Origin of the sequence: Desulfovibrio sp. SGI.102 (assembly GCF_050314315.1) — a bacterium.
GTDB lineage: Bacteria > Desulfobacterota > Desulfovibrionia > Desulfovibrionales > Desulfovibrionaceae > Desulfovibrio.
The window spans coordinates 1-20,817 of the sequence record NZ_JBNPNC010000012.1 but is presented as its reverse complement, the minus strand read 5'-3'; the positions used below and the strand labels follow the sequence as shown (position 1 = coordinate 20,817).

Below are 20,817 nucleotides of genomic sequence, written 5' to 3'. Positions count from 1 at the left end.
TGCGGCATGATCCCCGTCCCCGAACTGCAAGCGCTCCCTTCCCGGCTGGCCCGCCTGTGCCTGGATGTGGAGCGCTTTTGTCGTCACAGCCTGAAGATGGCTGATGGCGATACTTGGTTGCTGGCCGTTTCCGGCGGCGCGGATTCGACAGCCCTTTTATGCATCATGGCTCTGCTGGCCCCCCAGCATGACTGGCAGCTGCATGTGGCGACAGTGGACCATCAGCTGCGGCCGGAATCCGCCGAAGATGCCGCCTTCGTGGCCGGGCTCTGCCGGGGCTGGCGCATCCCCTGCCGCATCCTGACGGCGGATGTGCCCCGGCTGGCACGACAGGTGGGGCTGGGTACGGAAGAAGCGGCCCGGCGGGCGCGCTATGCCCTGCTGGAGCAAGCCCGTCAGGCTTGCGGCGCTTCAGCCATCCTGCTGGGACATCACCGGAGCGATGTGACCGAAGACCAGATGCTCCGCTTTCTGCGCGGTACCGGCTGGCCGGCACTGGGCGGCATGCGGGCCGAGGACGCGGAACGGCATCTGCTGCGTCCCCTGCTCCGCACGGACAAGCATGCCCTGAGAGAGCTGCTGCACTGCTGCGGCATCCTCTGGCGGGAAGACGCCAGCAATGCGGACACCCGCTATACCCGTAACCGTCTGCGGCATACCCTCCTCCCTCTCCTGCGGCAGGAGAATCCCCGCCTTGAGGACAGCTGCCTCAATCTCTGGGAGCTGGCAGGTATCGACGGGGAGTACTGGCAGCAGGAGCTGGAACACCATCTTGCCCGCACGCCCTGGCAGGAGGCGCCCGGCAGCATCACCCTGCCCCGCGCACTGTTGCGGGAGACGCATGCGGCTCTGCGGCTGCGTCTTTACCACCGGGCCGTGGCCCGGCTGGCCCGGCTCTCCGGCGGCCAGGCCCGTTCCGCCACGCTACTGGCCCTGGATCAGGCCTGGCAGGAAGGCCGGGGCGGTACCACCTTTCAGCTGCCCGGCAGTATCATGGCCCATCTCAAGGGGGGCTGCATCCGCTTTTACGTCGAAAAACGGCAGGCTGTTCGGAAAAGCTGAGGAATTGCGCCACGCGCTGATGGCAACAGCGTGGCCTGCTTGCCTCCTGCACAGGAACCCGTCTTCCGCCCGGCACATCTTCCCTCAACGGCAGTGCGTACACCGTTCCTTCCTTCTGCCGAAACGGCATATGTCCGGGCTTCTCCATCTCCAAGCCTCACGCCCGACCTCCTTTTCCACCGCAGGCATAAAAAAAGAGCGTACCGGCAAGGTACGCTCCTCTTTTTTTCGTTGATGCCATAAAAGGCTCAGTCCTTCAGGATCAGTTCCCGCACAGCCCGGATGATATCCGGTGCCCGCAGGCCCACCAGCTCGCGCAACTGGGCCTGGGAACCGTGTTCCACGAAGGCATCGCCGATACCCAGACGGCGGATGCGCTGGCCGCGCAGCAGGCCGTCATCGGCCCAGCGCTCCAGCACGGCCGAGGCAAAACCGCCTGCCAGGCAGCCTTCTTCCACAAAAACGATACGGTCGAACGTGCGGGCGATCTCGGCCAGCTGCGCCGCAGGCAGCGGCTTGAGCCAAATGGGATCGAAGACCAGCGGCCGGAAGCCGAACTCTTTTTCGATGGCTGCCGCGGCTTCCAGAGCCGGGCGCACACGGTTGCCCACAGCCACGATGGCCACCCGTTCCCCTTCCTGCATGATCTCGCCCTGAGCAGAAGGCAGCAGGCGCAGTTCGGCATCCAGCGGGACCCCCATACCGGCACCGCGCGGATAGCGTACGGCGCAGGGCCCACCGGCCGTGGTGGCCGTCAGCAGGCAATGGCGCAGCATGTTCTCGTCACGGGGCGCCAGCAGGGTCATCTCGGGGATATGGCGCAAGTAGGCGATATCGAAGACACCATGATGCGTGGCCCCGTCCTCGCCCACCAGACCGGCCCTGTCCACACAGAAGATCACGGGCAGTTTCTGCAGACAGACGTCATGGACGATCTGGTCATAGGCCCGCTGCAAAAAGGTGGAATAGATGGCCACCACGGGATGGAAACCGCTGGCCGCCAGACCGGCGGCAAAGGTGACGGCGTGCTGTTCGCAGATACCCACGTCCACGAAGCGTTCCGGGAAGCGCTCTTCAAAAAGGTTCGTCCCGGTGCCTTCGGGCATGGCTGCCGTGATGGCCAGCAGACGGTCGTCTTTTTCCGCCAGCTCGACCAGGGTCTTGCCGAAGATACCGGTAAAGGAAGGCGTTTTGTTGCTGCTGGGGATGAGCAGGCCCGTTTCCGGCTCGAAGTGGCCCACACCATGGAAATGCGTGGGGTCTTTCTCCGCCGGGGCATAGCCCTTGCCCTTGCAGGTGCGCACATGCAGCAGCACCGGTCCGTCTTCCACGGCTGCCGCCATCTGCAAATGACGGCACAGGGCGGGCAGGTCGTGCCCGTCCACGGGCCCGATATAGGTGAAGCGGAAGGCCTCGAACAGCATGCCGGGCGTGAAAAAGGACTTGAAGCTCCATTCGCCGCGCATGGCATACAGGGCCAGCTTCTGGCCGATGCGGGGGATGGAGCGCAAAAGCTGGAGCACATCCTTGCGCGTCTGCCGCACCCAGCGCCGGGACAGCGTACGGCTCAGGAACAGGGACAGGGCCCCCACATTGGGCGAGATGGAGATCTCGTTGTCGTTGAGCACCACGATGAGCCGCCGGCCCATATGCCCGGCCAGGTTCAGGCCTTCAAAGGCCTCGCCTGCCGTCAGGGAGCCGTCACCGATGACGGCCAGCACATGTTCCTTGCCGCCGGCCAGATCGCGGGCCATGGCCATGCCAAGGGCAGCCGAGATGGAGGTAGAGGAATGCCCCACCCCAAAGCGGTCATAGGGGCTCTCGCTGCGGCGCGGGAAGCCCGCGAGGCCCCCCAGGGTACGCAGGGTATGGAACTGGGAAGCGCGTCCGGTCAGCAGCTTGTAGGCATAGGCCTGATGCCCTACGTCCCAGACGATCTTGTCCTGCTCCATGTTGAAGGTATGCAGCAGGGCCAGGGTCAGTTCCACGACCCCCAGCGAGGGAGCCAGATGCCCGCCGTTCTTGGACACCACATCGATGATGCGCTTGCGCAGCTCCGCAGCCAGCAGCGGGAGCTGTTCGTCAGAAAGATCCATCACCTGTTTCGGTGAGGTCAGGCTGTCCAGCAGGGACTGTGCAGTGTTTTCCGTCATTTCTCAGGCCGCTCTCGTGATGGTGTACTCGGCAAGGGCGCGCAGGAATTCGGCCTCGGGACCGCTGAAACCGGCCAGCGCGGCGCAGGCGGCATCCGCCTGTTCGCGGGCCAGGCGGCGGCTCTCGTCAAGCCCCACCAGCGCAGGATAGGTGTTCTTGCCCTGTTCGGCATCGCTGCCGGCGGGCTTGCCCAGGGTGGCCGTGTCGGAAACGACGTCCAGGATGTCGTCCGCGATCTGGAAAGCCACCCCCAGCGCGGCACCGTAACGGCCGATGCGCTCGCACACATCGTCCGCAGCACCGGCCAGCAGCGCACCGCACACGCAGGAGGCCCGCAGCAGGGCCCCGGTCTTCATGGCATGCATGCGGCGCAGCTCCGCCATGCTCACGGGCGGCAGGCCGGTGTAGAGCATGTCCCATTCCTGTCCGCCCACCATGCCGGACGAACCGGCGGCACGGGCAAATTCCGCCACGGCCCGCAGCACCTGACCGGCGGGCAGCTCCACCCGGCACATATGGGCAAAGGCATCCGTCAACAGGGCATCCCCGGCCAGGATGGCCGTGGCCTCGTCGAATGCCTTGTGGTTGGAGGGCTTGCCGCGGCGCAAATCGTCGTCATCCATGGCGGGCAGATCGTCGTGGATCAGGGAATAGGTATGGACCATCTCGATGGCGGAGGCGAAGGGCAGCACGTCCTCCGGCTTCAGGCCGCACAGGACGGCACAGCTCAGGCACAGGACAGGACGCAGACGCTTGCCGCCCGCCTGCAGGCTGTACAGCATGGATTTCCGCAACCGGGGCGGCATCTCCTGCCCGTCAAGACAGGTCGCCAGATAGCTTTCCACCAGCTTCCCGCGTTCTTTCAGCAGGGATTTCATGGCTTCTGTAGGCATCATCATCGTTGCTCCACACTCTGTTGCAGGGGGTCTTCCATATTTTCTTCCGGCCGGAACGCCCGGGCCTGTCCTTCCTGCCAGACCGTCAGCTGCTGCCGGGCCTGCTCCAGCTGGCGCCGGCATTGCAGGGAACATTCCATGCCTTCCTGATACAGGGCCATCCCCTCTTCCAGCGAGGGCTGCCCGTTCTCCAGGGCTTCCACGATTTCCTGCAGGCGCGCCATGCGCTCCTCAAAGGTCAGGTTCTTCTTGCTCGTTCTGGCTTTCATGCTTCATCATCTCCGGGCAGCGGGACGTGCTTCCAGCAGAGGTTCCGGGTCCACCGCCTGTCCCAGGACGATCAGGGAAAGGTGCAGATGCGGCCCCGTGACCCGTCCCGTGGACCCAACTTTGCCGATGACCTGGCCACGCCGGACCACATCGCCCGGCCGGACAGGGATACGGGACATGTGCAGGTAAGAAGTGAACACTCCCTGCCCGTGGTCAATATATACGGCATTGCCGGAAAAATACAAATCGTCGGCCAGCACGACCCGGCCGTCGGCGCAGGCCAGGATGGGCGTCCCTTCCGCACCGCGCAGGTCGAGCCCGCGATGCACGCCGCGCGGCTGGTCATTGAAGACCCGCTTGAGTCCGAACTTGCTGGAAACGCTCCCCGGCACAGGCCGCGCAAAAGGGGCCGTCCACAAACGTTCCGGGCTGTAGTTGTCCAGGGCCTTGCCGGCCTTCTCCCGGTCCCTGCGGATGCGCTCCCGCACCTCTGCCGGGGGATCCACATATTTTTTGTCCACCCGCAGGGCCTGTACCGGACGCTTTTTGTCGAACAGGGCCACACGGGCCTCCGCCTGCTGTCCGTCCTGCGTCCGCGTTTTCAGGGCAAGGCTTTTGGCGCTGCTGTCCAGCGGGACAGGCAGCAGGAACTCCGCCTGCCAGCCGCTCCCTGACGGCTGTGCCGCCATGACATGCTCACGCTCCAGCCAAAAGACGGTCACGGGACGTGCAGGTCCGTCACCGGAGACCTGCACGCGGATGGCGTCGCCGCGGGCCGCCCGTGCGGGAACGTCCAGATGCATGGCCGCCATGGCCGGGAAAGGCCACAGCAGGAACAGGACCACTGCCCCCAGGATGCCGCTTACCGGCCGTTGGAAAAAAGAAGACTGTTCAGGCATGCTCCCCTCCCTGTCCGTCATGAGGATGCACCGCGGTGATCCTGGCTTCCAGCTCCCCGTCCTGTAACAGGATGCGCACGTCCTGCCCGGTGCTGCTCTGCCCGGTCGAAGACAGCACGCGCCCTTCGTCCGTGCGTACCACGGCATAGCCGCGCCCCAGCGGAGCCAGCGGATTGCAGGCCGCAAGACGCAGTTCCAGACATTCCAGCCCGTGCCCGCGATGCGAGACACGCTCCTGCCCCAGATGCGCCAGATCACGCGTGCAATCCCGCACGGCCTGCTCACGACCGCGCACCATCAGATGCACGGCATTGCCAAGCTTTTGTTCCAGCAGGGCAAGACGCTGCTGCAGATGTGCCAGCCGTCCCGGCCCCGTGAGGGCCCGCAAACGCTCCTGGCTGTGCTGCAGGCTGCGCTCACGATCCCGCACCAGGCGTTCCCCGGCCTGGAGCAGACGCTGCCGCCACTGCTGCCATTGCTGCCCCGCCCCTTCAAGACGGCGGGCGGGCGAACACAGGCGCAGGCCGCGCTCGCAACGCTGGAGCCGGTCTTCCTGCCGTTGCAGCCACCCCTGGCGTGCGCGCTCCAGCGCCAGGGAAAGCTCGTCCAGGCGCTGCCAGTATTCGCGCCGCAAGGGCCAGAGCAGCTGGGCCGCGTGGGAAGGGGTAGCCGCACGAACGTCGGCCGTCATGTCGGCCAGGGTCACGTCCACTTCATGGCCGATACCGGCAAGCACCGGGATTTTTGAGGAAAAAATGGCGGTCGCCACTTCTTCCTCGTTGAAGCACCAAAGGTCTTCCAGCGAACCGCCGCCCCGGATGATCACCGCGACCTGTGCCCAGCCCTGGCGGTTGATCTCGTCCAGGGCCCGGCAGATCTGCCCGGCAGCGCCCTCCCCCTGCACCCTCACCGGGAACAGGCGCACTTCGGCCCCCAGGCCCCGCACGGAGGCCAGTTCCATGAAGTCATGGATGGCAGCCCCGGCAGGTGACGTCACCAGCGCCACGCGGCTGGGACTGGCAGGCAGCGGACGTTTGCGCTCCGCGGCAAAAAAACCGCGGGCAGCCAGCGCCTGTTTGCGCTCCTCGAAGGCCTGGGCCAGCAGGCCCTGCCCCCCGGCCTGCACCAGTTCCACGATCAGCTGGTATCGGCCGCGCGGCCCGTAGACACTGATCTGCCCGGCACAGAACAATTCGGAGCCCTGCCGCAGCAGACGTACGGGATCCGGCCGGGGCTCGGCGAAGATCTCGCCGGTCAGGGGGTCGAAGTTCCGGCCGCGTATCTGGCGGTCCCGGAACCAGACGCATTGCAGCTGGGCACCGGCATCCTTGAGGGTAAAATAGATATGCCCGGATCCGGGGAAAGACAGTTCGCCTATCTCGCCCCGGACCCAGACGAAGGGGAAGGCCCCCTCCAGAGTACGACGCATCCTGTCCGTCAGTTCAGTGACGGACAGGATGCGCTCTTGTTCACACGCAGCGGGCATGCAGGGGCTCCGCTGTCAGCCGTCCTAGGCGCGGCGCTCGGCCCAGGCCTTGCGCACGCCTTCCATCCACTGGGGCAGCGCGGTCTCCAGGGCATCCACGGGCAGTTCGCCCTTTTCGCCCGTACGGCGGTCCTTGCATTCCAGCACGCCGCGGGACAGGCCCTTGCCGCCCAGCACCAGCTGCATGGGCGCACCGATGAGGTCGGCATCCTTGAACTTGACGCCGGGGCGCTCTTCACGATCGTCCAGGAGCACGGTCACACCGGCCTTGCACAGCATGGCGTAGATCTCTTCGGCCTTGGCGCGAACTTCTTCCTTGCCGGGGTCGAGGTTGAGCAGGATGCATTCCACAGGAGCCACGGTGGGCGGGAAGATGATGCCGTGCTCGTCGTGGTTCTGCTCGATGGCGGAGGCCACCACGCGGGAGATGCCGATGCCGTAGCAGCCCATGATCATGACGTTTTCCTTGCCGTTCTCGTCCAGATACACGGCATGCATGGCGTCGCTGTACTTGGTGCCCAGCTTGAAGATGTGGCCCACTTCGATGCCCTTGGGCAGCTCGATGGCGCCGCCGCAGCGCGGGCAGGGGTCGCTCAGGGTGATGCAGCGCAGGTCGGCGTAGGCCGTGACCTTCACGTCGCGGCGCAGGTCCACGTGCACCAGATGCGCGTCAGCGGCGTTGGCGCCCACCACGTAATCGGTGGCACCCTGCAGCTCGAGGTCGGCGTAGATGGGCACATCCAGGCCCACGGGACCGGCAAAGCCCAGAGGCGCGGCCGTGACCTTTTCCACCACGGCGGCCGGAGCCAGTTCCACGGTGGTGGCGTTGAGCAGGTTCTTGAGCTTGATGTCGTTGACTTCGCGGTCGCCGCGCACCAGCACGGCCACGGTCTTGCCGTCCACCACGAAGAGCATGGTCTTGACCACCTGCGAAGGAGCCACCTTGAGCATGGCGCTCACTTCTTCCACGGTGTGGGCCGCAGGCGTGGCGACCTTTTCGTAGGAGGCGCAGGTCTCGGTGCAGGGGGTGCCGTTCCAGACCACTTCGGCGCGTTCCACGTTGGCGGCATAGCTGCATTCGGTGCAGGCGGCGATGGTGTCTTCGCCGGTATCGGCCAGCACCATGAACTCGTGCGAGAAATTGCCGCCGATGGAGCCGGTGTCGGCTTCCACGGCGCGGAAGCGCAGGCCCAGACGCTTGAAGATGCGGCAGTAGGCGTCGTACATCAGCTTGTAGCTTTCGTCGGCACCGGCATCGCTGGAATCGAAGGAATAGGCGTCCTTCATGACGAATTCACGGCCGCGCATCAGGCCGAAGCGGGGACGGATCTCGTCGCGGAACTTGGTCTGGATCTGGTACAGACGCACGGGCAGCTGGCGGTAGGAGCGCACTTCGCCGCGCACCAGGTCGGTGATGACTTCCTCATGCGTGGGGCCAAGGCAGTAATCGCGGTCGTTGCGGTCCTTGAAGCGCAGCAGCTCCTTGCCGTAGTACTCCCAGCGGCCGGTCTCTTTCCAGAGGTCGCCGGGGATGACCATGGGCATGAGCAGCTCGGAGAAACCGGCGGCGTCCATTTCCTCGCGCACCACGCGCTGCACGTTTTCCAGGGCCTTCAGGCCCAGAGGCAGATAGATGTACACGCCGGAGGTGAGCTTGCGGACCATGCCGGCGCGCAGCAGCAGCTTGTGGCTGACCACTTCCGCTTCGGAAGGGGATTCCTTGAGCGTGGGGATGTAGGTGGAGCTGAAACGCATCAGTGAGTTTCCTTTTCTTTAAGCAGTCGTTGAAGTTCTTCCATAAAAGCCGCGAGCAGGGCGTCCTGTCCCTTGACGGAACGGATGACTTCCCCCTTGCGGAAAATGATGCCTTTGTCGCGGCCGCCGGCCACGCCCAGATCGGCCTCGCGGGCCTCACCGGGGCCGTTGACCACACAGCCCATGACCGCGACCTTGATGTCCGCCGTGGATTCGGCCAGCGCATCCTCTACGGCACGCGCCAGACCGAAGAGGTCTATCTCCGTGCGCCCGCAGGTGGGACAGGAGATGATCTCCGGCCCGCGACGGCGCAGCCCCAGGGCCCGCAGGATCTCCCAGGCCACGGTCACTTCCTCGGCAGGATCGGCCGTGAGCGAGACGCGCAGGGTGTCGCCGATGCCCTCGTGCAGCAAAATGCCCAGACCCACAGCGGACTTGACCGTGCCGCGCATGAGCCCGCCCGCCTCGGTGACGCCGATGTGCAGCGGATAGTCGCAGGACTTTGCCAGCAGGCGGTAGGCCGCAATGGTATCGAGCACCGAAGAGGACTTGAGGGAGATCTTGGTATCGTAGAAGCCCCGGTCCTCCAGCATGCGCACATGGCTGAGCGCGCTCTCCACCATGGCCTCAACGCAGGGGCCGCCGTACTTCTGCAGCAGATGCTTTTCCACGGAACCGGAATTGACGCCCACCCGGATGACGCCGCCGTTGGCCTTGGCGGCATCCACCACGCGATCCACATGCTCGCGGGGCCCGATGTTGCCGGGATTGATGCGCAGGCCCTCCAGTCCGGCTTCCAGGGCAGCCAGCGCCAGACGGTAGTCGAAATGGATGTCCGCGATGAGGGGCACGGGCGAACCGTCACGCAGGGCCCGCAAGGCCTTGGCCGCCGTCATGTCGGGCACGGCCACGCGCACCGCTTCGCAACCGCGGCGCACAAGGCGGTCGATCTGGGCCAGCGTGGCTTCCACGTCACGGGTATCGGTATTGGTCATGCTCTGCACCATCACCGGCGCGCCGCCGCCGATGGCCAGCTTACCCAGCCTGATGCCCCGGCTGATACGTTTTTCCTGCATGGCAGACCTCGAAAAAATTGGTTTGCAACAAAAGTGCCGCCAGTGTCTTATGCTATTTCAGCAGGCAAGCCAAGTCCTGTAGGGGCCGGAAACATGGCGGCGCCACTCCCCGCATCCAGGACACCGAATCATGCCGCACGCCGGGGCAGGCTGTCCATCTCCAGCGCGGCCCATGCGGCCTTCCGCTGCCGCCGCACTTGCCAGCCGTACGGCTTTTGCCTATAAACTCCCCATTCCAACGACATGTTCCGGGCGCTCCTGCGCCTTTTTCCCGCCTGCGCCACCGGCGCATGGCCCTGAACTTCCAAGCCCGCAAGGAGAGGCCATGTCCCTCAGCATCGGCATTGTGGGTCTGCCCAACGTGGGGAAATCCACCCTGTTCAACGCCCTGACCAAGGCTCAGAACGCGCAGGCCGCCAACTATCCTTTCTGTACCATTGAACCCAACAAGGCCACCGTGGCCGTGCCCGACGAGCGCGTGGACGCGCTTTCGGCCAAGGTCTCGCCCAAGAAGACTATCCACGCCAGCGTGGACTTCATCGACATCGCCGGTCTGGTGCGCGGCGCCAGCAAGGGCGAAGGCCTGGGCAACCAGTTCCTGGGCAACATCCGCGAATGCGCCGCCATCGTGGAAGTGGTGCGCTGCTTCGAGGATGAGAACATCACCCATGTGGACGGCAGCGTGGATCCCCTGCGCGACATCGATACCATCGAGACCGAACTTTTGCTGGCCGACCTGCAGAGCGTGGAACGCCGCCTGGAAAAGCTGCAGAAGATGGCCAAGGGCAGCAAGGACGCCAAGGCCGCCGCAGAGATCATGCAGGGCCTGCTGGAGCACCTCAATGCCGGTAACGGCGCCCGCTCCTTCGAACTGCCCGACAACGAGACCTTCCTCCAGTCCTGGCGTGAACTGGGCCTGCTGACCGCCAAGCCCGTCATCTACTGCGCCAACGTGGACGAAGCCGCCGTGGCCGACGGCAACGACTTTGTGGCCCGCGTGCAGCAGCTGGCCGAAGAACGCCATTCCGGTTTCGCCTGCATCTGCGCCAAGCTGGAAGAAGAGCTGCAGGGCCTTTCCGCCGAGGAACAGGCCGAGATGCTCTCCTCCTACGGCATCTCGGAAAGCGGCCTGGTGCGCATCATCCGTACCGGCTACGATACGCTGGGCCTGTGCAGCTACTTCACCGCCGGCCCCGACGAAGTGCGCGCCTGGACCATCCACAAGGGCTGGAAGGCTCCCCAGGCTGCCGGTGTCATCCACACCGACTTCGAACGCGGCTTCATCCGCGCCGAAGTCATCTCCTACGCCGACTACATGAGCCACGAAAGTGAAGCCGCCTGCCGCTCCGACGGCGTGCTGCGCGTGGAAGGCAAGGAATACGTGGTGCAGGACGGCGACGTCATGCACTTCCTGTTCAACGTCTAGTAGCGGCAACAGGTCTGCGATCTTCACGAGGGACGGCGACAGCCGTCCCTTTTTTTATGCCTCCCGGCAGCACGGACAAAAGCACAGCAGGCTCCTGCCGCAACCCGGATGCCTCCCTGACTCCTTCTTTGCCTTTCAATCATCCTTGCGACGATTGGACAATTTTTAGCGTCGATTTGATATTTCCCCCTCACTGCGGCCGCGCTAGGTTCGTTCCATGATCTTCCTCAAGGAGCTTGCCATGCGACGCAGATCCCTTCTTCCCCTTCTGGTCATCCTGATGTTCCTGTTCCCGCTGCTTCAGGCGGGAAACAGCCCTGCCAAAGGCCTGGACGGGCGGCAGCAGAGCATGGTGCTCGTGGCCGCCTACACCGCCAATGGTGATCTGGAACGCCTGCGCCCTACCCTGGGCCAGGCGCTGGACGCCGGATTGACCATCAATGAAATCAAGGAAGTCCTGACCCATCTGTATGCCTACGTCGGCTTTCCCCGCAGTCTGAACGGGCTGCAGGTCTTCATGGAAGTCCTGGAGCAGCGCCGTGCCCGTGGCATCACGGATGCGGAAGGAAAAGCCGCCTCTCCCCTGCCCTCCACCCTGGACCGGGATGCGTACGGCGCCCGTGTCCGGGCCGACCTAGCCGGACAAAAAGAAATCCAGCCCCCGTCCGGCGTCCTGGCTTTTGCCCCGGTCATCGATACTTTTTTGAAGGAACATCTTTTTGCGGACATCTTCGCCCGTGACGTGCTCGACCGCAAAGCGCGCGAACTGTGCACCATCGCCGCTCTGGCCAGCCTGCCCGGGCTGGGAGGCCAGCTGCAATTCCACATGGGAGGGGCCATGAACTGCGGCCTGAGCCCGGAAGAGCTGGAGGGCTTCCTTGACCTGCTGGCTGCCCGTGTCGGCAGGCAGGAGGCGGATGCGGCCCGCACCGTGGCCCGAAAGGTGCTCGCCTCGCGCTGATGCCCCTACCCAACTACGGAGGAAATGCCATGTCCGTGAACCGGAGACAGTTCATCAAGGCGGGCAGCCTTGCCCTGGGCTCCCTGGCTGTCCACAGCCTGCCGCTGCAAGCCCGACCCGCAGAGGATAAGGCCACCGTGTACTTCACGCCCGAGATCACCACGGAGAGCCTGCTGCGCATCTACGAAAAGGTCTGTGCCCCGTTGCAGGGGCGCATCGCCATCAAGCTCCATACCGGTGAGCCCCACGGCCCCAACATCCTGCCGCGCGACATGGTGCGGGCCCTGCAAGCCCGCATCCCGAAGAGCAGCATCGTGGAGTGTAACGTCCTCTACCCCAGCCCCCGCCAGACCACGGAAGGCCACCGCGAGACCCTGCGGACCAACGGCTGGACCTTCTGCCCGGTGGACATCATGGATGCCGACGGCGAAGTCTCCCTGCCCATCCCCGGCGGGCGGCACCTTAGGGAAGTGGCCGTGGGCAAGAACCTGCTCAACTATGATTCCATGCTGGTGCTGACCCACTTCAAGGGCCACGTGATGGGCGGTTTTGGCGGTTCGCTCAAGAATATCGCCATTGGCTGCGCCTCCGGCAAGACAGGCAAGGCGCAGCTGCACAGCGACGGTACCAACCTGTGGGCGGGAGGGCCGCTGTTCATGGAGCGTATGGTGGAGGGCGGCAAGGCCATCACCACCCATTTCAAGGGGCATATGGCGTACATCAATGTCCTGCGCCGCATGTCCGTGGACTGTGACTGCGCGGGGGCCAGCGCCGCCGAACCGACCGCCCCGGATATCGGCATCTTGGCATCCACCGACCTTCTGGCCGTGGATCAGGCTTCGGTGGACATGGTCTACGCCCTGCCCGAACAGCAGCGCCACGATCTTGTGGAACGCATCGAAAGCCGCAGCGGCCTGCGCCAGCTGGAATATATGGAGACCCTGGGCATGGGCCATGCCCGCTACGATCTTGTTTCCCTGTCCTGACAGGAGGTCATGTCATGCGACGTTTCGTTTCCTTGCTCGCCCTTTGCGGCGGCCTGCTTGCCGCTGTCTGCACCACCGCCCCCTCCAGCGTCTCCGCCCGGGAGCCCGGCCAGGAGATCATTCGCTGCGGGCAGCAGACGCCCATCAAGGGCTCTCCCCGCTTTTTCACCGGGACCGTGCGCATCGATCCCCTGTACGCCGCCAACAACGCCATGCGCTCCAGCGGCGGCAGCGTCACTTTTGAACCCGGCTCCCGCTCCCACTGGCATATCCATCCTGTGGGACAGGTGCTCATCGTCACCGCCGGGGTCGGCCTGACCCAGGAATGGGGCAAGCCCATCCAGGAGATCAGGGCCGGGGACGTGGTCATCTGCCCCGCCAAGGTCAAGCACTGGCACGGCGCCGCTCCCGGCAGTGCCATGACGCATATCTCCATCTGTGAAGAAACAGAGCCCGGCAAGGTCGTGGAATGGCTGGAGCCTGTTACCGACAGCCAGTACGCCGGCCGCTGAGCATAAAGGAGAACAGCATGGAAAAGTACAACAACGGACGCCGTCAGATCCTGATGGCCCTCGCATCCCTCGCAGGCGGCCTGTTCCTTCCGGGCACGGGCCACGCTGCCCCTCAAACGCAGGAGGCACAACGCATGCTCGTCGTCTTTTATTCCCATACGGGCAATACTCGCACCATCGCCCGGCACATCCAGGCCCTGACCGGCTGTGACCTGCTGGATCTGGAGCCCGTCACGCCCTATCCCCGCGACTATGACACGGTCGTCAGCCAGGCAAAAAAGGAAATGCAGCAGGGCTTCCTGCCGCCGCTGAAAAATCCGCTGGATATGGTCAGCCGCTATGACGTCATCCTCGTGGGATCGCCCAGCTGGTGGGGCACCTTTGCCGGACCGGTGCGCACCTTCCTGTCCACGGCTGCCCTGGACGGAAAAACGCTCATCCCCTTCATCACGCACGAAGGCTCCGGCCTCGGCAGCGCTCCTGCCGACCTGCGCCGCCTCTGCCCTTCCGCGAAGACAGGCGAGGGGCTGGCCATACGCGGCAGCCGGGTGGATGGTGCCCGCCAGCAGGTAGAATCCTGGCTGCGGAAGGCAGGCCTGCTGCCTGCCTAAGAGGAAGTCTTTTGCGGAGCAGCTCCTCCTTCACATGTGCCCGGAACAGCTGACGGATGCCGGCCAGCTTGACGAGGGCCGGTATCCCTGCGGCAGGATGTCTCCTGCCGCCCTCTTCGTCACAATTCCATGCTTTTGGAAAAAAGATGCATGACCGCCACTCCGGCAACAATGAGGCCCAGCCCGATCATGGCCGGCAGGTCCAGTTTTTGGTGGAAGAAGAACCAGCCCACCAGGGAAACGATGACTACACCTATGCCTGACCACAAGGCATAGGCTATGCCCACGGGTACATATTTAACCACCACCGAGAGCAGGTAGAACGCCAGGGCATAGCCGCCGATACAGAGCAGCGACGGCAACAAACGGGTGAATCCCTGCGTTTCCTTCAATGCCGAGGTGGCCACGATCTCCGAGCCGATGGCCAGCAGGAGCAACAACCAGTGCATGGGGCCTCCTATGCCTCCTGCGCCAGCAGCGCGGCCTCGTACAGGCCTTCGGCCAGCGTGGGATGGGCATGGATGGTATGGGCCACCTGTTCCAGGGTCAGGCCGTTGGCCACGCCCAGAGCGGCTTCCGCCACCAGATCGGAGGCATGGGCGCCCACGATGTGCGCCCCCAGCAGACGGCCGCCATCCGCAGCGGCCACCAGCTTGAAGAAGCCCGGCAGTTCGCCCATGGCCTGGGCCTTGCCCAGCTCGCGCATCTGGAAGGTGACGCAACGCACGTCCAGCCCCTGCTCACGGGCCTGCTGTTCGCTCAGACCCACGCTGCCCACTTCGGGCGAGGTGAACACGCCGGAGGGCACGGCATCATAGCGCATGGCGCGCGGCTTGCCGCACAGGCTCTCCACCACGCACAGGCCTTCCATGGCCGCCACATGGGCCAGCATCACACGGGAGGGGCCCAGCAAATCACCGATGGCGTACACTTCGGGCAGGGAGGTCTTCAGGGCATCATCCACCACGACCCAGCCGCGGCGGTCGGTCCCGATACCGGCTTCGGCCAGCCCCAGGCCTTCCGTGGCCGGGCAACGGCCCACGGTCACCAGCACCATGTCGGCTTCCACAGGCACTTCCTTCTGCTGGGCGGGCGTGGGCTTGTCCACGAAGGGAGAGGCCGTCAGCGTGGCACGGACAACGCCATCCTCCACCCGCACGTCCTTGAGGGTACGACCCAGCTCGCAGGCGATGCGACGCTTCTTCATCTCGCGCTGCAGCAACGTGCTGACATCGGCATCCATGGACGGCATGGGCAGCAGACGGTCCTGTCCTTCCACCACGGTCACCTGCGCGCCGAAGGCACGGTAGATGAACGCCATCTCGCAGCCGATGACACCACCGCCCACGATGATCAGGCGCTGCGGCACACGGTCCAGCTGCAGGGCATCATCGCTGCTCAGGATGTGGGTGTGGTCAAAAGCCAGACCGGGCAGCTCCGCCACCCGGGAGCCGGTCGCCAGGATGAGGGCGTCGTTCTCCACCACCTCCACGCTGCCGTCGGCCATGGTCACTTCCACATGACGGGCATCCAGCACCCTGCCGTGACCGGTGCACAGACGTACTTTGAGACGGGCGCAGGCTTTTTCCAGACCACCGCGCAGGATGCCGACGACCTTTTCCTTACGGGTCAGCACGGCGGCCGGATCCACACGGGGCGTCCCTTCGCAGGTGATGCCGAACTCGGCCAGGCGCAGGGCTGTCTCCAGAGCTTCGGCCGAAGCCTTGAGGGTCTTGGTGGGGATGCAGCCGGAATTGAGGCAGGTCCCGCCCAGATGGGCAGCCTCCACCAGCGTGACTTCCATGCCCGCGCGGGCAGCGGCAAAAGCCGCCGTATAGCCGCCGGGGCCACCACCGATGACGGTCAGACGTTTCATGCAGCCCTCCTGTTGCGCTGATGCATACTCAACAAATTGATATACTGTAACTTTGCAAGAAATTGCAGCAGTGATTGTGGCGCATTTCACCGAGCCCGGTCAAGCCCCGGTCCCCCAAAACATGGCCTTCCATTGCGGCGACGGCCCTCCGATTTCTGCAGACAAAAAAACGGCCGGCAGTGTCACGAGGACCGCCGGCCGCTCTTTCTTACTCAACGACCCTGCTTGCCGCCTTTTTGATCTTGGCGATGTACAGATAGGTGACGACGACTGTCAAAACGATGAACAGCAAGGCCAGAGGACGTGTGAAGAACACCGTCCAGTCTCCATTGGATATCAGCAGGGTCTGGCGGACCTTCTCCTCAAGCAGTTCGCCAAGGAAAAAGGCCACGATGAGCGTCGGCAGGTTCAGGGACATCTTGATCAGGACATAGCCGAATATGCCGAAACAGAACATGACCCAAACGTCAAAGACGTTGCCGTTATACACATAGGACCCCAGGATGCTGAAAACCAGGATGCAGGCATACAGGGCGGAACGCGGGATGTTGGTCAGCCTGCGCGCATAGCGGATGAAGAACGACCCCACGAACAGGGTGAAGATATTGGAGATGAACAGCACCGCGAACAGGGCATAGAGCAGCGGGCGGGAACGAGCCCCTTGATCATGAAGCCCCCCAGGATCAGGGCCGCAGCCAGGTTGCCGGGGATGCCGAGAGTCACGAGGGGCACGAGGTTGGGCCCGTTGACGGCATTGTTCCCCGCTTCCGAGGCCGCGATGCCTTCCAGGGCCCCCTTGCCGAACTTTTCGGGCGTCTTCGACTTGCGCCGGGCCCACAGATAGCTCAGATACGCCCCGACAGTGGTCCCGATACCGGGCACGATGCCGACGATGGAGCCGATCACGGTCGAACGTCCGATCGTGGGCAGGCACATCTTGAATTCCTTGCCCGTCATGCGGTTGTCGTCAGGATCGGAGCTGACGGGCACCTGCTGCATCGCCCCCTTCCCGTTGAGCCGCTGCCGGAAGTAATTTTCCGCCTGCAGCAGCACTTCGGAAAAGGCCAGCAGGCCGATGACCATGGGCATGAGGCTGATGCCGTCAGAAAGTTCGATGATGCCGAAGGTGAAACGCAGGGTACCGTATTCCGGGTCAGTGCCGACAGTGGCCAGCAGCAGCCCCAGGGCGGTGGACAGCAGCCCCTGCAAGGGGTCGACCGTGGCAGCCACGGAGATGACGACAAGAGAGAACAGCACCACCATGCTGTATTCCGGCGGACCGATATGCAGGGCGACAGCAGCTACCGGAGCAGCAAGGAAGATCAGCCCAGGTCCGACAGGGCATCGGCCGTGACCGAAGAAAACAGCGCCGTCTGCATGGCCTTGCCGCTCTTGCCCTGCATGGCCAGCGGATGACCGTCGAAGGTGGTGCACATGGCCTGGGGCGTCCCCGGGATGTTGAACAAAATGGCGGGAAGGGAACCGCCAAAGTTGCCGCCCTTGGAAAGGCCCATGAGCATGGCGATGCCGGGGATGGGCCCCAGGTAATACGTGAACGGGAGCAGGAGCACGATGGCCATGGTATCCGTCAGACCGGGGATGGCCCCCATGATGGCCCCGCAAAAAACACCGACAAATGCCCAGAAAAAATTCTCCCAGCAAAGGACAAGATCCAGGGCACCCATGAGATTCTCAAGCATATTCCGCTCCGGGAAAACGATCAGCTAAAAAAGAAGGCCGGCCGGCAGGGGATACTTGAGCAGCTGGACCACGATGATGTAGATCCCGCCAAGCAGCCCGCATGTCGTCAGAGATATCCTCCAGAAGTTCCTTTCTGCAAAGAACAGCATGTACAAAGGACAAAAGACCGCACTCGAAACAAAGAAACCGATCTTTTCAACACAAAGCAAAAAAACGATATAACTCAGGACAAGTACCAGGATCTTGACGGCAAGGTCCTTCGAGATGTCGGAACCTTCCCGGAAAAAGGCCAGGGTGATCCGCCGCCCCTTGTTCCGCAGGAACATCAGGGCCGCAGGGATGGCCACAAGGATCACTGTCAATCTGGGATAAAACGCCTGTTCTTCTCCAACGACCTGCTGCGGGATAATCCAGAACCACAGCAGGAGGCAGGCAAACAGGAACAGGCCCCCGATAAGGCGGTCGACAGACATCGCTTCCTCCATCTTGTCCCGGAGGCGGGGCCTCCGGGACGGTTGGCTGCTCTACTTCTTGCTCCCCTGCTTGTTGTACTTCAGCATCTCCTGCACGGCGATGGTGGAGTTACGGGAAAATTCCCGGTATTCCTTGCCGTTGAGGAAAGCAGGGGTAAAGCCTGCGGCGTGCATCTTGTCCAGGAGCTCCTTGTTCTGCATGACCTTGGCCAAGGCCTGTTCCCACTTGAGCCGGATGGCTTCCGGCGTCCCGTTGGGGAAAGCAAAGCCGTACATCAGCGACGTGGCAAAGGGGGCGCCCATATCACGCAGCTTGGGCACATCGGGGAAGAAGGGGACTTCAGCCGTGCCCAGGTTGGCGATGATGATCAGGTCCCCCTTGCGGGCGGCCTGGAAGCCGGCCGTGCCCGTACCGAGGTCACACACGTCGATGTGATCGCCCAGCAGATCCGCCGTGGCCGGGCCGCCGCTCTTGTACATCACCTGGTTGAACGAGACGCCTTCCTTGATGCCGGCAGCCTTGACCACTTCCAGGCCTTCCTGGCTGGCACCGTGCCCGATGGCTACTTCACCGGGATGGGTCCGGGCGTATTCCACCAGCTCCTGCCAAGTCTTGTAGGGCTTGTCGGGCCGTGTGAGCAGCAGGCGGTCGTGGGGCATGTACGCCCCCACGAAGGCGATCTTGTCCATGTCATAGGCGGGCGCGCCCAGAAAATACGTAGCGACGAACGCATTGCCTATGGAACCTCCCAGTACCGTATACCCGTCGGGACGTGCCTTGAGGCCAAAATTCAGGCCCGGGATGCCGCTCCCCCCGCCTTTGTTGACGATGACCAGAGGCTGGCCGATCTCTTTGGACAAATAGTCCGCCACCATCCGCACAGTGATGTCGGCGGCTCCGCCCGGAGCAAACGGAACGATACAGGTAATGGCCTTGTCAGGGTACTCCGCCCGCGCGGGCAAGGCACCCAGCATAAGTCCAACTGCCAGAATCAGACCAAGAATCTTTTTCATACCTGTCTCCTGTATAATGCAGGCCGGAACACAATGTCCCCGCTCTTTAGGGGCTTAACGAAGCAGATAGGGAATATTCACATACAATGCCTGTTCAGGGCACTCCACCTCGCACGGCAGACAGAACCAGCAGTTGCGGTAATGGCCGGTCGGGCCGCCGCAGGAAAGGCAGCGCGAGGCCTCGGTACGGGCCTGTTCCGCGGTGAAGACGTCCGTCGTCTCCGCAAAATCGCCCTTGCCCGTGCACACATGACCACTGCCCTGCTGCCGTTCATGACGGCAGGGCTCCGCGATGTCCAGAACATAATCATCAATGAAGGGACCGGGATAGCTGCGTTCATAGTAGAGGTCGCTGCCTTCCAGCAGGCGCAGGACAGATGTGGCCGCCTGCCGCCCCGATGCCATGGCCCGAATGGCGGAAGAAGCCCCGCCCACCATGTCCCCGGCAACGAAGAGGGGCTTTTCGCCTGCCTGCAGGGTGACGGGATCGACGCTGACGCCTTCCGCAAGGGATGCGAGCTGTCTGTCCGGCTGCTGGCCGATGGCCCAGATGATGGTATCCGCCGGGAAGGCCCGTTCCTCATCAGGATCGAAATCGGGATAGTCCACGCACTGGCCGGGCAATTTTGCCATATCGTGACGGCAGTACAGTGTCAGCCCGCCTGCGTCAGTGATGCGTTCCGGGGCCCAGGTAAAGGCAAAGCGCACGCCCAGGGCCCTGGCCTTTTCCAGGTCTTCGCGGTCGGCCTTGAAGTCGTCCACCGTACGGCGATAGACGACCAGGACCTTTTCCGCACCGCAGCGGACCGCCGCCTGGGCGCAATCCAGCGCGACATAGCCGCCGCCCACGATCACGACGTTGCCGGAAAGTTCCCTGCCCTGCCCGGACCGGACGCGGGTCAGGAAATCCAGAGCCTGCAAGGTCCCCGGCAGTTGTTCGCCGCTGATGCCCGAAGCGCGCCCCTCCCCGGCACCCAGGGCCAGGATGACCGCATCATGCGCAGCCTGCAGGGCCTCCAGGCCCGCCTTGTCGATGCGCTGCCCCAGATGGAAGGTCACACCGCCTTTTTCAAGCATGGCGATCTGGCCGTCCAGCACGCTGTCAGGGAGCTTCCAGAGCGGCAGGACGCTGCGCAGCAGACCGCCGGCCTTCGGGGCGGCATCATAGACGGCGACGTCATGCCCGGCCCGGCGCAGGTCATATGCGGCCAGCATGCCGGCAGGCCCGGCACCGACGATGGCCACCTTTTTGCCTGTCGCGGCAGCCGGACACAGTTCCCCATCCGGCATACCGGCAAAAAGATAGCGCTTGAGCCCGTTGATGCTGACCGCCTGCCCGTCCACGTCCCGGCGGTTGCAGGCATGCTCGCAGGGATGGTCGCAGATCCTGCAGATGACGGGGGCAAAAGGCAGCACATCAGCGATCAGCTGGCGGGCCCGGTCTTCCTGGCCCCTGGCGATGAGCTGCACGTACCCCTGGACATTGAGCCTCAGAGAACAGGCCCCGGAACAGGGAGCCCGGTTGATGCGGATATTGTCCAGCACGCATTTTTCAGCGCAGTGGCCACAAAAAATGCACTTGCTTTTGTCGACGACGATATTGTCCGTCAAGGCTTCAAGGATGTTTTCAGCGCTCATGACACACCTACATCTTTAGAG

At 63.8% G+C, this 20,817-nt stretch carries 19 protein-coding genes and 1 pseudogene; 6 read left to right on the top strand and 14 right to left on the bottom strand.

From position 1 onward, the window contains the following. Positions 1–6 precede the first annotated feature (6 nt). Positions 7–1,062, top strand: coding sequence for a tRNA lysidine(34) synthetase TilS (tilS, locus tag ACQRCJ_RS04425; protein WP_321031007.1), 1,056 nt, complete (start codon positions 7–9; stop codon positions 1,060–1,062). A gap of 248 nt (positions 1,063–1,310) precedes the next feature. Here the strand turns inward: tilS and dxs are convergent, their stop codons facing one another. From dxs to ispG, 7 genes are read right to left on the bottom strand one after another with little or no spacing between them, the layout of a single operon-like run. Beyond that, positions 1,311–3,215, bottom strand: a complete 1,905-nt coding sequence (dxs, locus tag ACQRCJ_RS04420; RefSeq protein ID WP_303931691.1) for a 1-deoxy-D-xylulose-5-phosphate synthase — start codon at positions 3,213–3,215, stop codon at positions 1,311–1,313. Positions 3,216–3,218: 3 nt separating this feature from the next. Beyond that, entirely contained in the window at positions 3,219–4,112 is an 894-nt protein-coding gene (locus tag ACQRCJ_RS04415; RefSeq protein ID WP_427799412.1) for a polyprenyl synthetase family protein, read from the bottom strand. Then, positions 4,112–4,381: an exodeoxyribonuclease VII small subunit gene (gene xseB, locus ACQRCJ_RS04410; RefSeq protein WP_297139368.1), complete on the bottom strand. Its 270-nt coding sequence runs from the start codon at positions 4,379–4,381 to the stop codon at positions 4,112–4,114. The genes ACQRCJ_RS04415 and xseB overlap by 1 nt, the downstream gene beginning before the upstream one ends. 6 nt (positions 4,382–4,387) lie before the next feature. Then, on the bottom strand, positions 4,388–5,281 hold the full coding sequence (locus tag ACQRCJ_RS04405) for a M23 family metallopeptidase (protein WP_427799399.1): 894 nt from the start codon (positions 5,279–5,281) through the stop codon (positions 4,388–4,390). Next, positions 5,274–6,767: an exodeoxyribonuclease VII large subunit gene (gene xseA, locus ACQRCJ_RS04400; protein WP_168935708.1), complete on the bottom strand. Its 1,494-nt coding sequence runs from the start codon at positions 6,765–6,767 to the stop codon at positions 5,274–5,276. The genes ACQRCJ_RS04405 and xseA overlap by 8 nt, the downstream gene beginning before the upstream one ends. A 24-nt stretch (positions 6,768–6,791) precedes the next feature. Continuing rightward, positions 6,792–8,522 (bottom strand): proline--tRNA ligase, encoded by a 1,731-nt coding sequence (locus tag ACQRCJ_RS04395; RefSeq protein ID WP_168935709.1) that lies wholly within the window; start codon positions 8,520–8,522, stop codon positions 6,792–6,794. Then, positions 8,522–9,598, bottom strand: coding sequence for a flavodoxin-dependent (E)-4-hydroxy-3-methylbut-2-enyl-diphosphate synthase (gene ispG / locus ACQRCJ_RS04390; RefSeq protein WP_297139360.1), 1,077 nt, complete (start codon positions 9,596–9,598; stop codon positions 8,522–8,524). The genes ACQRCJ_RS04395 and ispG overlap by 1 nt, the downstream gene beginning before the upstream one ends. A 325-nt stretch (positions 9,599–9,923) precedes the next feature. Here ispG and ychF point away from each other — a divergent pair, with 325 nt between their 5' ends. From ychF to ACQRCJ_RS04365, 5 genes are all read left to right on the top strand, one after another. After that, on the top strand, positions 9,924–11,024 hold the full coding sequence (gene ychF / locus ACQRCJ_RS04385; protein ID WP_006005438.1) for a redox-regulated ATPase YchF: 1,101 nt from the start codon (positions 9,924–9,926) through the stop codon (positions 11,022–11,024). A 241-nt stretch (positions 11,025–11,265) separates the two neighbouring features. Next, a complete protein-coding gene (locus tag ACQRCJ_RS04380; RefSeq protein WP_304014831.1) occupies positions 11,266–11,985 on the top strand; it encodes a carboxymuconolactone decarboxylase family protein in 720 nt (239 codons plus the stop codon). A gap of 29 nt (positions 11,986–12,014) precedes the next feature. Then, positions 12,015–12,971, top strand: coding sequence for a DUF362 domain-containing protein (locus ACQRCJ_RS04375; RefSeq protein ID WP_168936330.1), 957 nt, complete (start codon positions 12,015–12,017; stop codon positions 12,969–12,971). Between the two features lie 14 nt (positions 12,972–12,985). After that, positions 12,986–13,483, top strand: a complete 498-nt coding sequence (locus ACQRCJ_RS04370) for a (R)-mandelonitrile lyase (protein WP_240937739.1) — start codon at positions 12,986–12,988, stop codon at positions 13,481–13,483. Positions 13,484–13,617: 134 nt separating this feature from the next. Continuing rightward, on the top strand, positions 13,618–14,094 hold the full coding sequence (locus ACQRCJ_RS04365; RefSeq protein WP_427799398.1) for a flavodoxin: 477 nt from the start codon (positions 13,618–13,620) through the stop codon (positions 14,092–14,094). Positions 14,095–14,213: 119 nt separating this feature from the next. Here ACQRCJ_RS04365 and ACQRCJ_RS04360 read toward each other — a convergent pair whose 3' ends face one another. The 7 genes and pseudogenes from ACQRCJ_RS04360 to ACQRCJ_RS04330 all read right to left on the bottom strand — a co-directional run bounded on the left by ACQRCJ_RS04360 (position 14,214) and on the right by ACQRCJ_RS04330 (position 20,796). After that, positions 14,214–14,543: a DMT family transporter gene (locus ACQRCJ_RS04360; RefSeq protein WP_204625804.1), complete on the bottom strand. Its 330-nt coding sequence runs from the start codon at positions 14,541–14,543 to the stop codon at positions 14,214–14,216. 8 nt (positions 14,544–14,551) lie between these two features. Beyond that, complete coding sequence (lpdA, locus tag ACQRCJ_RS04355; RefSeq protein ID WP_320861628.1) at positions 14,552–15,970, bottom strand: dihydrolipoyl dehydrogenase; 1,419 nt, start codon at positions 15,968–15,970, stop codon at positions 14,552–14,554. Positions 15,971–16,178: 208 nt separating this feature from the next. Then, positions 16,179–17,404: pseudogene (locus tag ACQRCJ_RS04350) on the bottom strand (tripartite tricarboxylate transporter permease). Then, positions 17,293–17,670: a tripartite tricarboxylate transporter permease gene (locus ACQRCJ_RS04345; RefSeq protein ID WP_427799397.1), complete on the bottom strand. Its 378-nt coding sequence runs from the start codon at positions 17,668–17,670 to the stop codon at positions 17,293–17,295. Before ACQRCJ_RS04345 ends, ACQRCJ_RS04350 begins: the two are co-directional and overlap by 112 nt. Before the next feature lie 24 nt (positions 17,671–17,694). Further along, on the bottom strand, positions 17,695–18,144 hold the full coding sequence (locus ACQRCJ_RS04340; protein ID WP_168936335.1) for a tripartite tricarboxylate transporter TctB family protein: 450 nt from the start codon (positions 18,142–18,144) through the stop codon (positions 17,695–17,697). A 51-nt stretch (positions 18,145–18,195) separates the two neighbouring features. Further along, positions 18,196–19,158, bottom strand: coding sequence for a tripartite tricarboxylate transporter substrate binding protein (locus ACQRCJ_RS04335; RefSeq protein ID WP_168936336.1), 963 nt, complete (start codon positions 19,156–19,158; stop codon positions 18,196–18,198). Positions 19,159–19,212: 54 nt separating this feature from the next. After that, entirely contained in the window at positions 19,213–20,796 is a 1,584-nt protein-coding gene (locus ACQRCJ_RS04330; protein WP_427799396.1) for an FAD-dependent oxidoreductase, read from the bottom strand. Between the last annotated feature and the right edge of the window lie 21 nt (positions 20,797–20,817).

Excerpts from the sequence above, each read along its gene's own strand:
- tilS (WP_321031007.1), top strand. The coding sequence starts at position 7 with ATGATCCCCGTCCCCGAACTGCAAGCGCTCCCTTCCCGGCTGGCCCGC.
- dxs (WP_303931691.1), bottom strand. The coding sequence starts at position 3,215 with ATGACGGAAAACACTGCACAGTCCCTGCTGGACAGCCTGACCTCACCG.
- ACQRCJ_RS04415 (WP_427799412.1), bottom strand. The coding sequence starts at position 4,112 with ATGATGCCTACAGAAGCCATGAAATCCCTGCTGAAAGAACGCGGGAAG.
- xseB (WP_297139368.1), bottom strand. The coding sequence starts at position 4,381 with ATGAAAGCCAGAACGAGCAAGAAGAACCTGACCTTTGAGGAGCGCATG.
- ACQRCJ_RS04405 (WP_427799399.1), bottom strand. The coding sequence starts at position 5,281 with ATGCCTGAACAGTCTTCTTTTTTCCAACGGCCGGTAAGCGGCATCCTG.
- xseA (WP_168935708.1), bottom strand. The coding sequence starts at position 6,767 with ATGCCCGCTGCGTGTGAACAAGAGCGCATCCTGTCCGTCACTGAACTG.
- ACQRCJ_RS04395 (WP_168935709.1), bottom strand. The coding sequence starts at position 8,522 with ATGCGTTTCAGCTCCACCTACATCCCCACGCTCAAGGAATCCCCTTCC.
- ispG (WP_297139360.1), bottom strand. The coding sequence starts at position 9,598 with ATGCAGGAAAAACGTATCAGCCGGGGCATCAGGCTGGGTAAGCTGGCC.
- ychF (WP_006005438.1), top strand. The coding sequence starts at position 9,924 with ATGTCCCTCAGCATCGGCATTGTGGGTCTGCCCAACGTGGGGAAATCC.
- ACQRCJ_RS04380 (WP_304014831.1), top strand. The coding sequence starts at position 11,266 with ATGCGACGCAGATCCCTTCTTCCCCTTCTGGTCATCCTGATGTTCCTG.
- ACQRCJ_RS04375 (WP_168936330.1), top strand. The coding sequence starts at position 12,015 with ATGTCCGTGAACCGGAGACAGTTCATCAAGGCGGGCAGCCTTGCCCTG.
- ACQRCJ_RS04370 (WP_240937739.1), top strand. The coding sequence starts at position 12,986 with ATGCGACGTTTCGTTTCCTTGCTCGCCCTTTGCGGCGGCCTGCTTGCC.
- ACQRCJ_RS04365 (WP_427799398.1), top strand. The coding sequence starts at position 13,618 with ATGCTCGTCGTCTTTTATTCCCATACGGGCAATACTCGCACCATCGCC.
- ACQRCJ_RS04360 (WP_204625804.1), bottom strand. The coding sequence starts at position 14,543 with ATGCACTGGTTGTTGCTCCTGCTGGCCATCGGCTCGGAGATCGTGGCC.
- lpdA (WP_320861628.1), bottom strand. The coding sequence starts at position 15,970 with ATGAAACGTCTGACCGTCATCGGTGGTGGCCCCGGCGGCTATACGGCG.
- ACQRCJ_RS04345 (WP_427799397.1), bottom strand. The coding sequence starts at position 17,670 with ATGCTTGAGAATCTCATGGGTGCCCTGGATCTTGTCCTTTGCTGGGAG.
- ACQRCJ_RS04340 (WP_168936335.1), bottom strand. The coding sequence starts at position 18,144 with ATGTCTGTCGACCGCCTTATCGGGGGCCTGTTCCTGTTTGCCTGCCTC.
- ACQRCJ_RS04335 (WP_168936336.1), bottom strand. The coding sequence starts at position 19,158 with ATGAAAAAGATTCTTGGTCTGATTCTGGCAGTTGGACTTATGCTGGGT.
- ACQRCJ_RS04330 (WP_427799396.1), bottom strand. The coding sequence starts at position 20,796 with ATGAGCGCTGAAAACATCCTTGAAGCCTTGACGGACAATATCGTCGTC.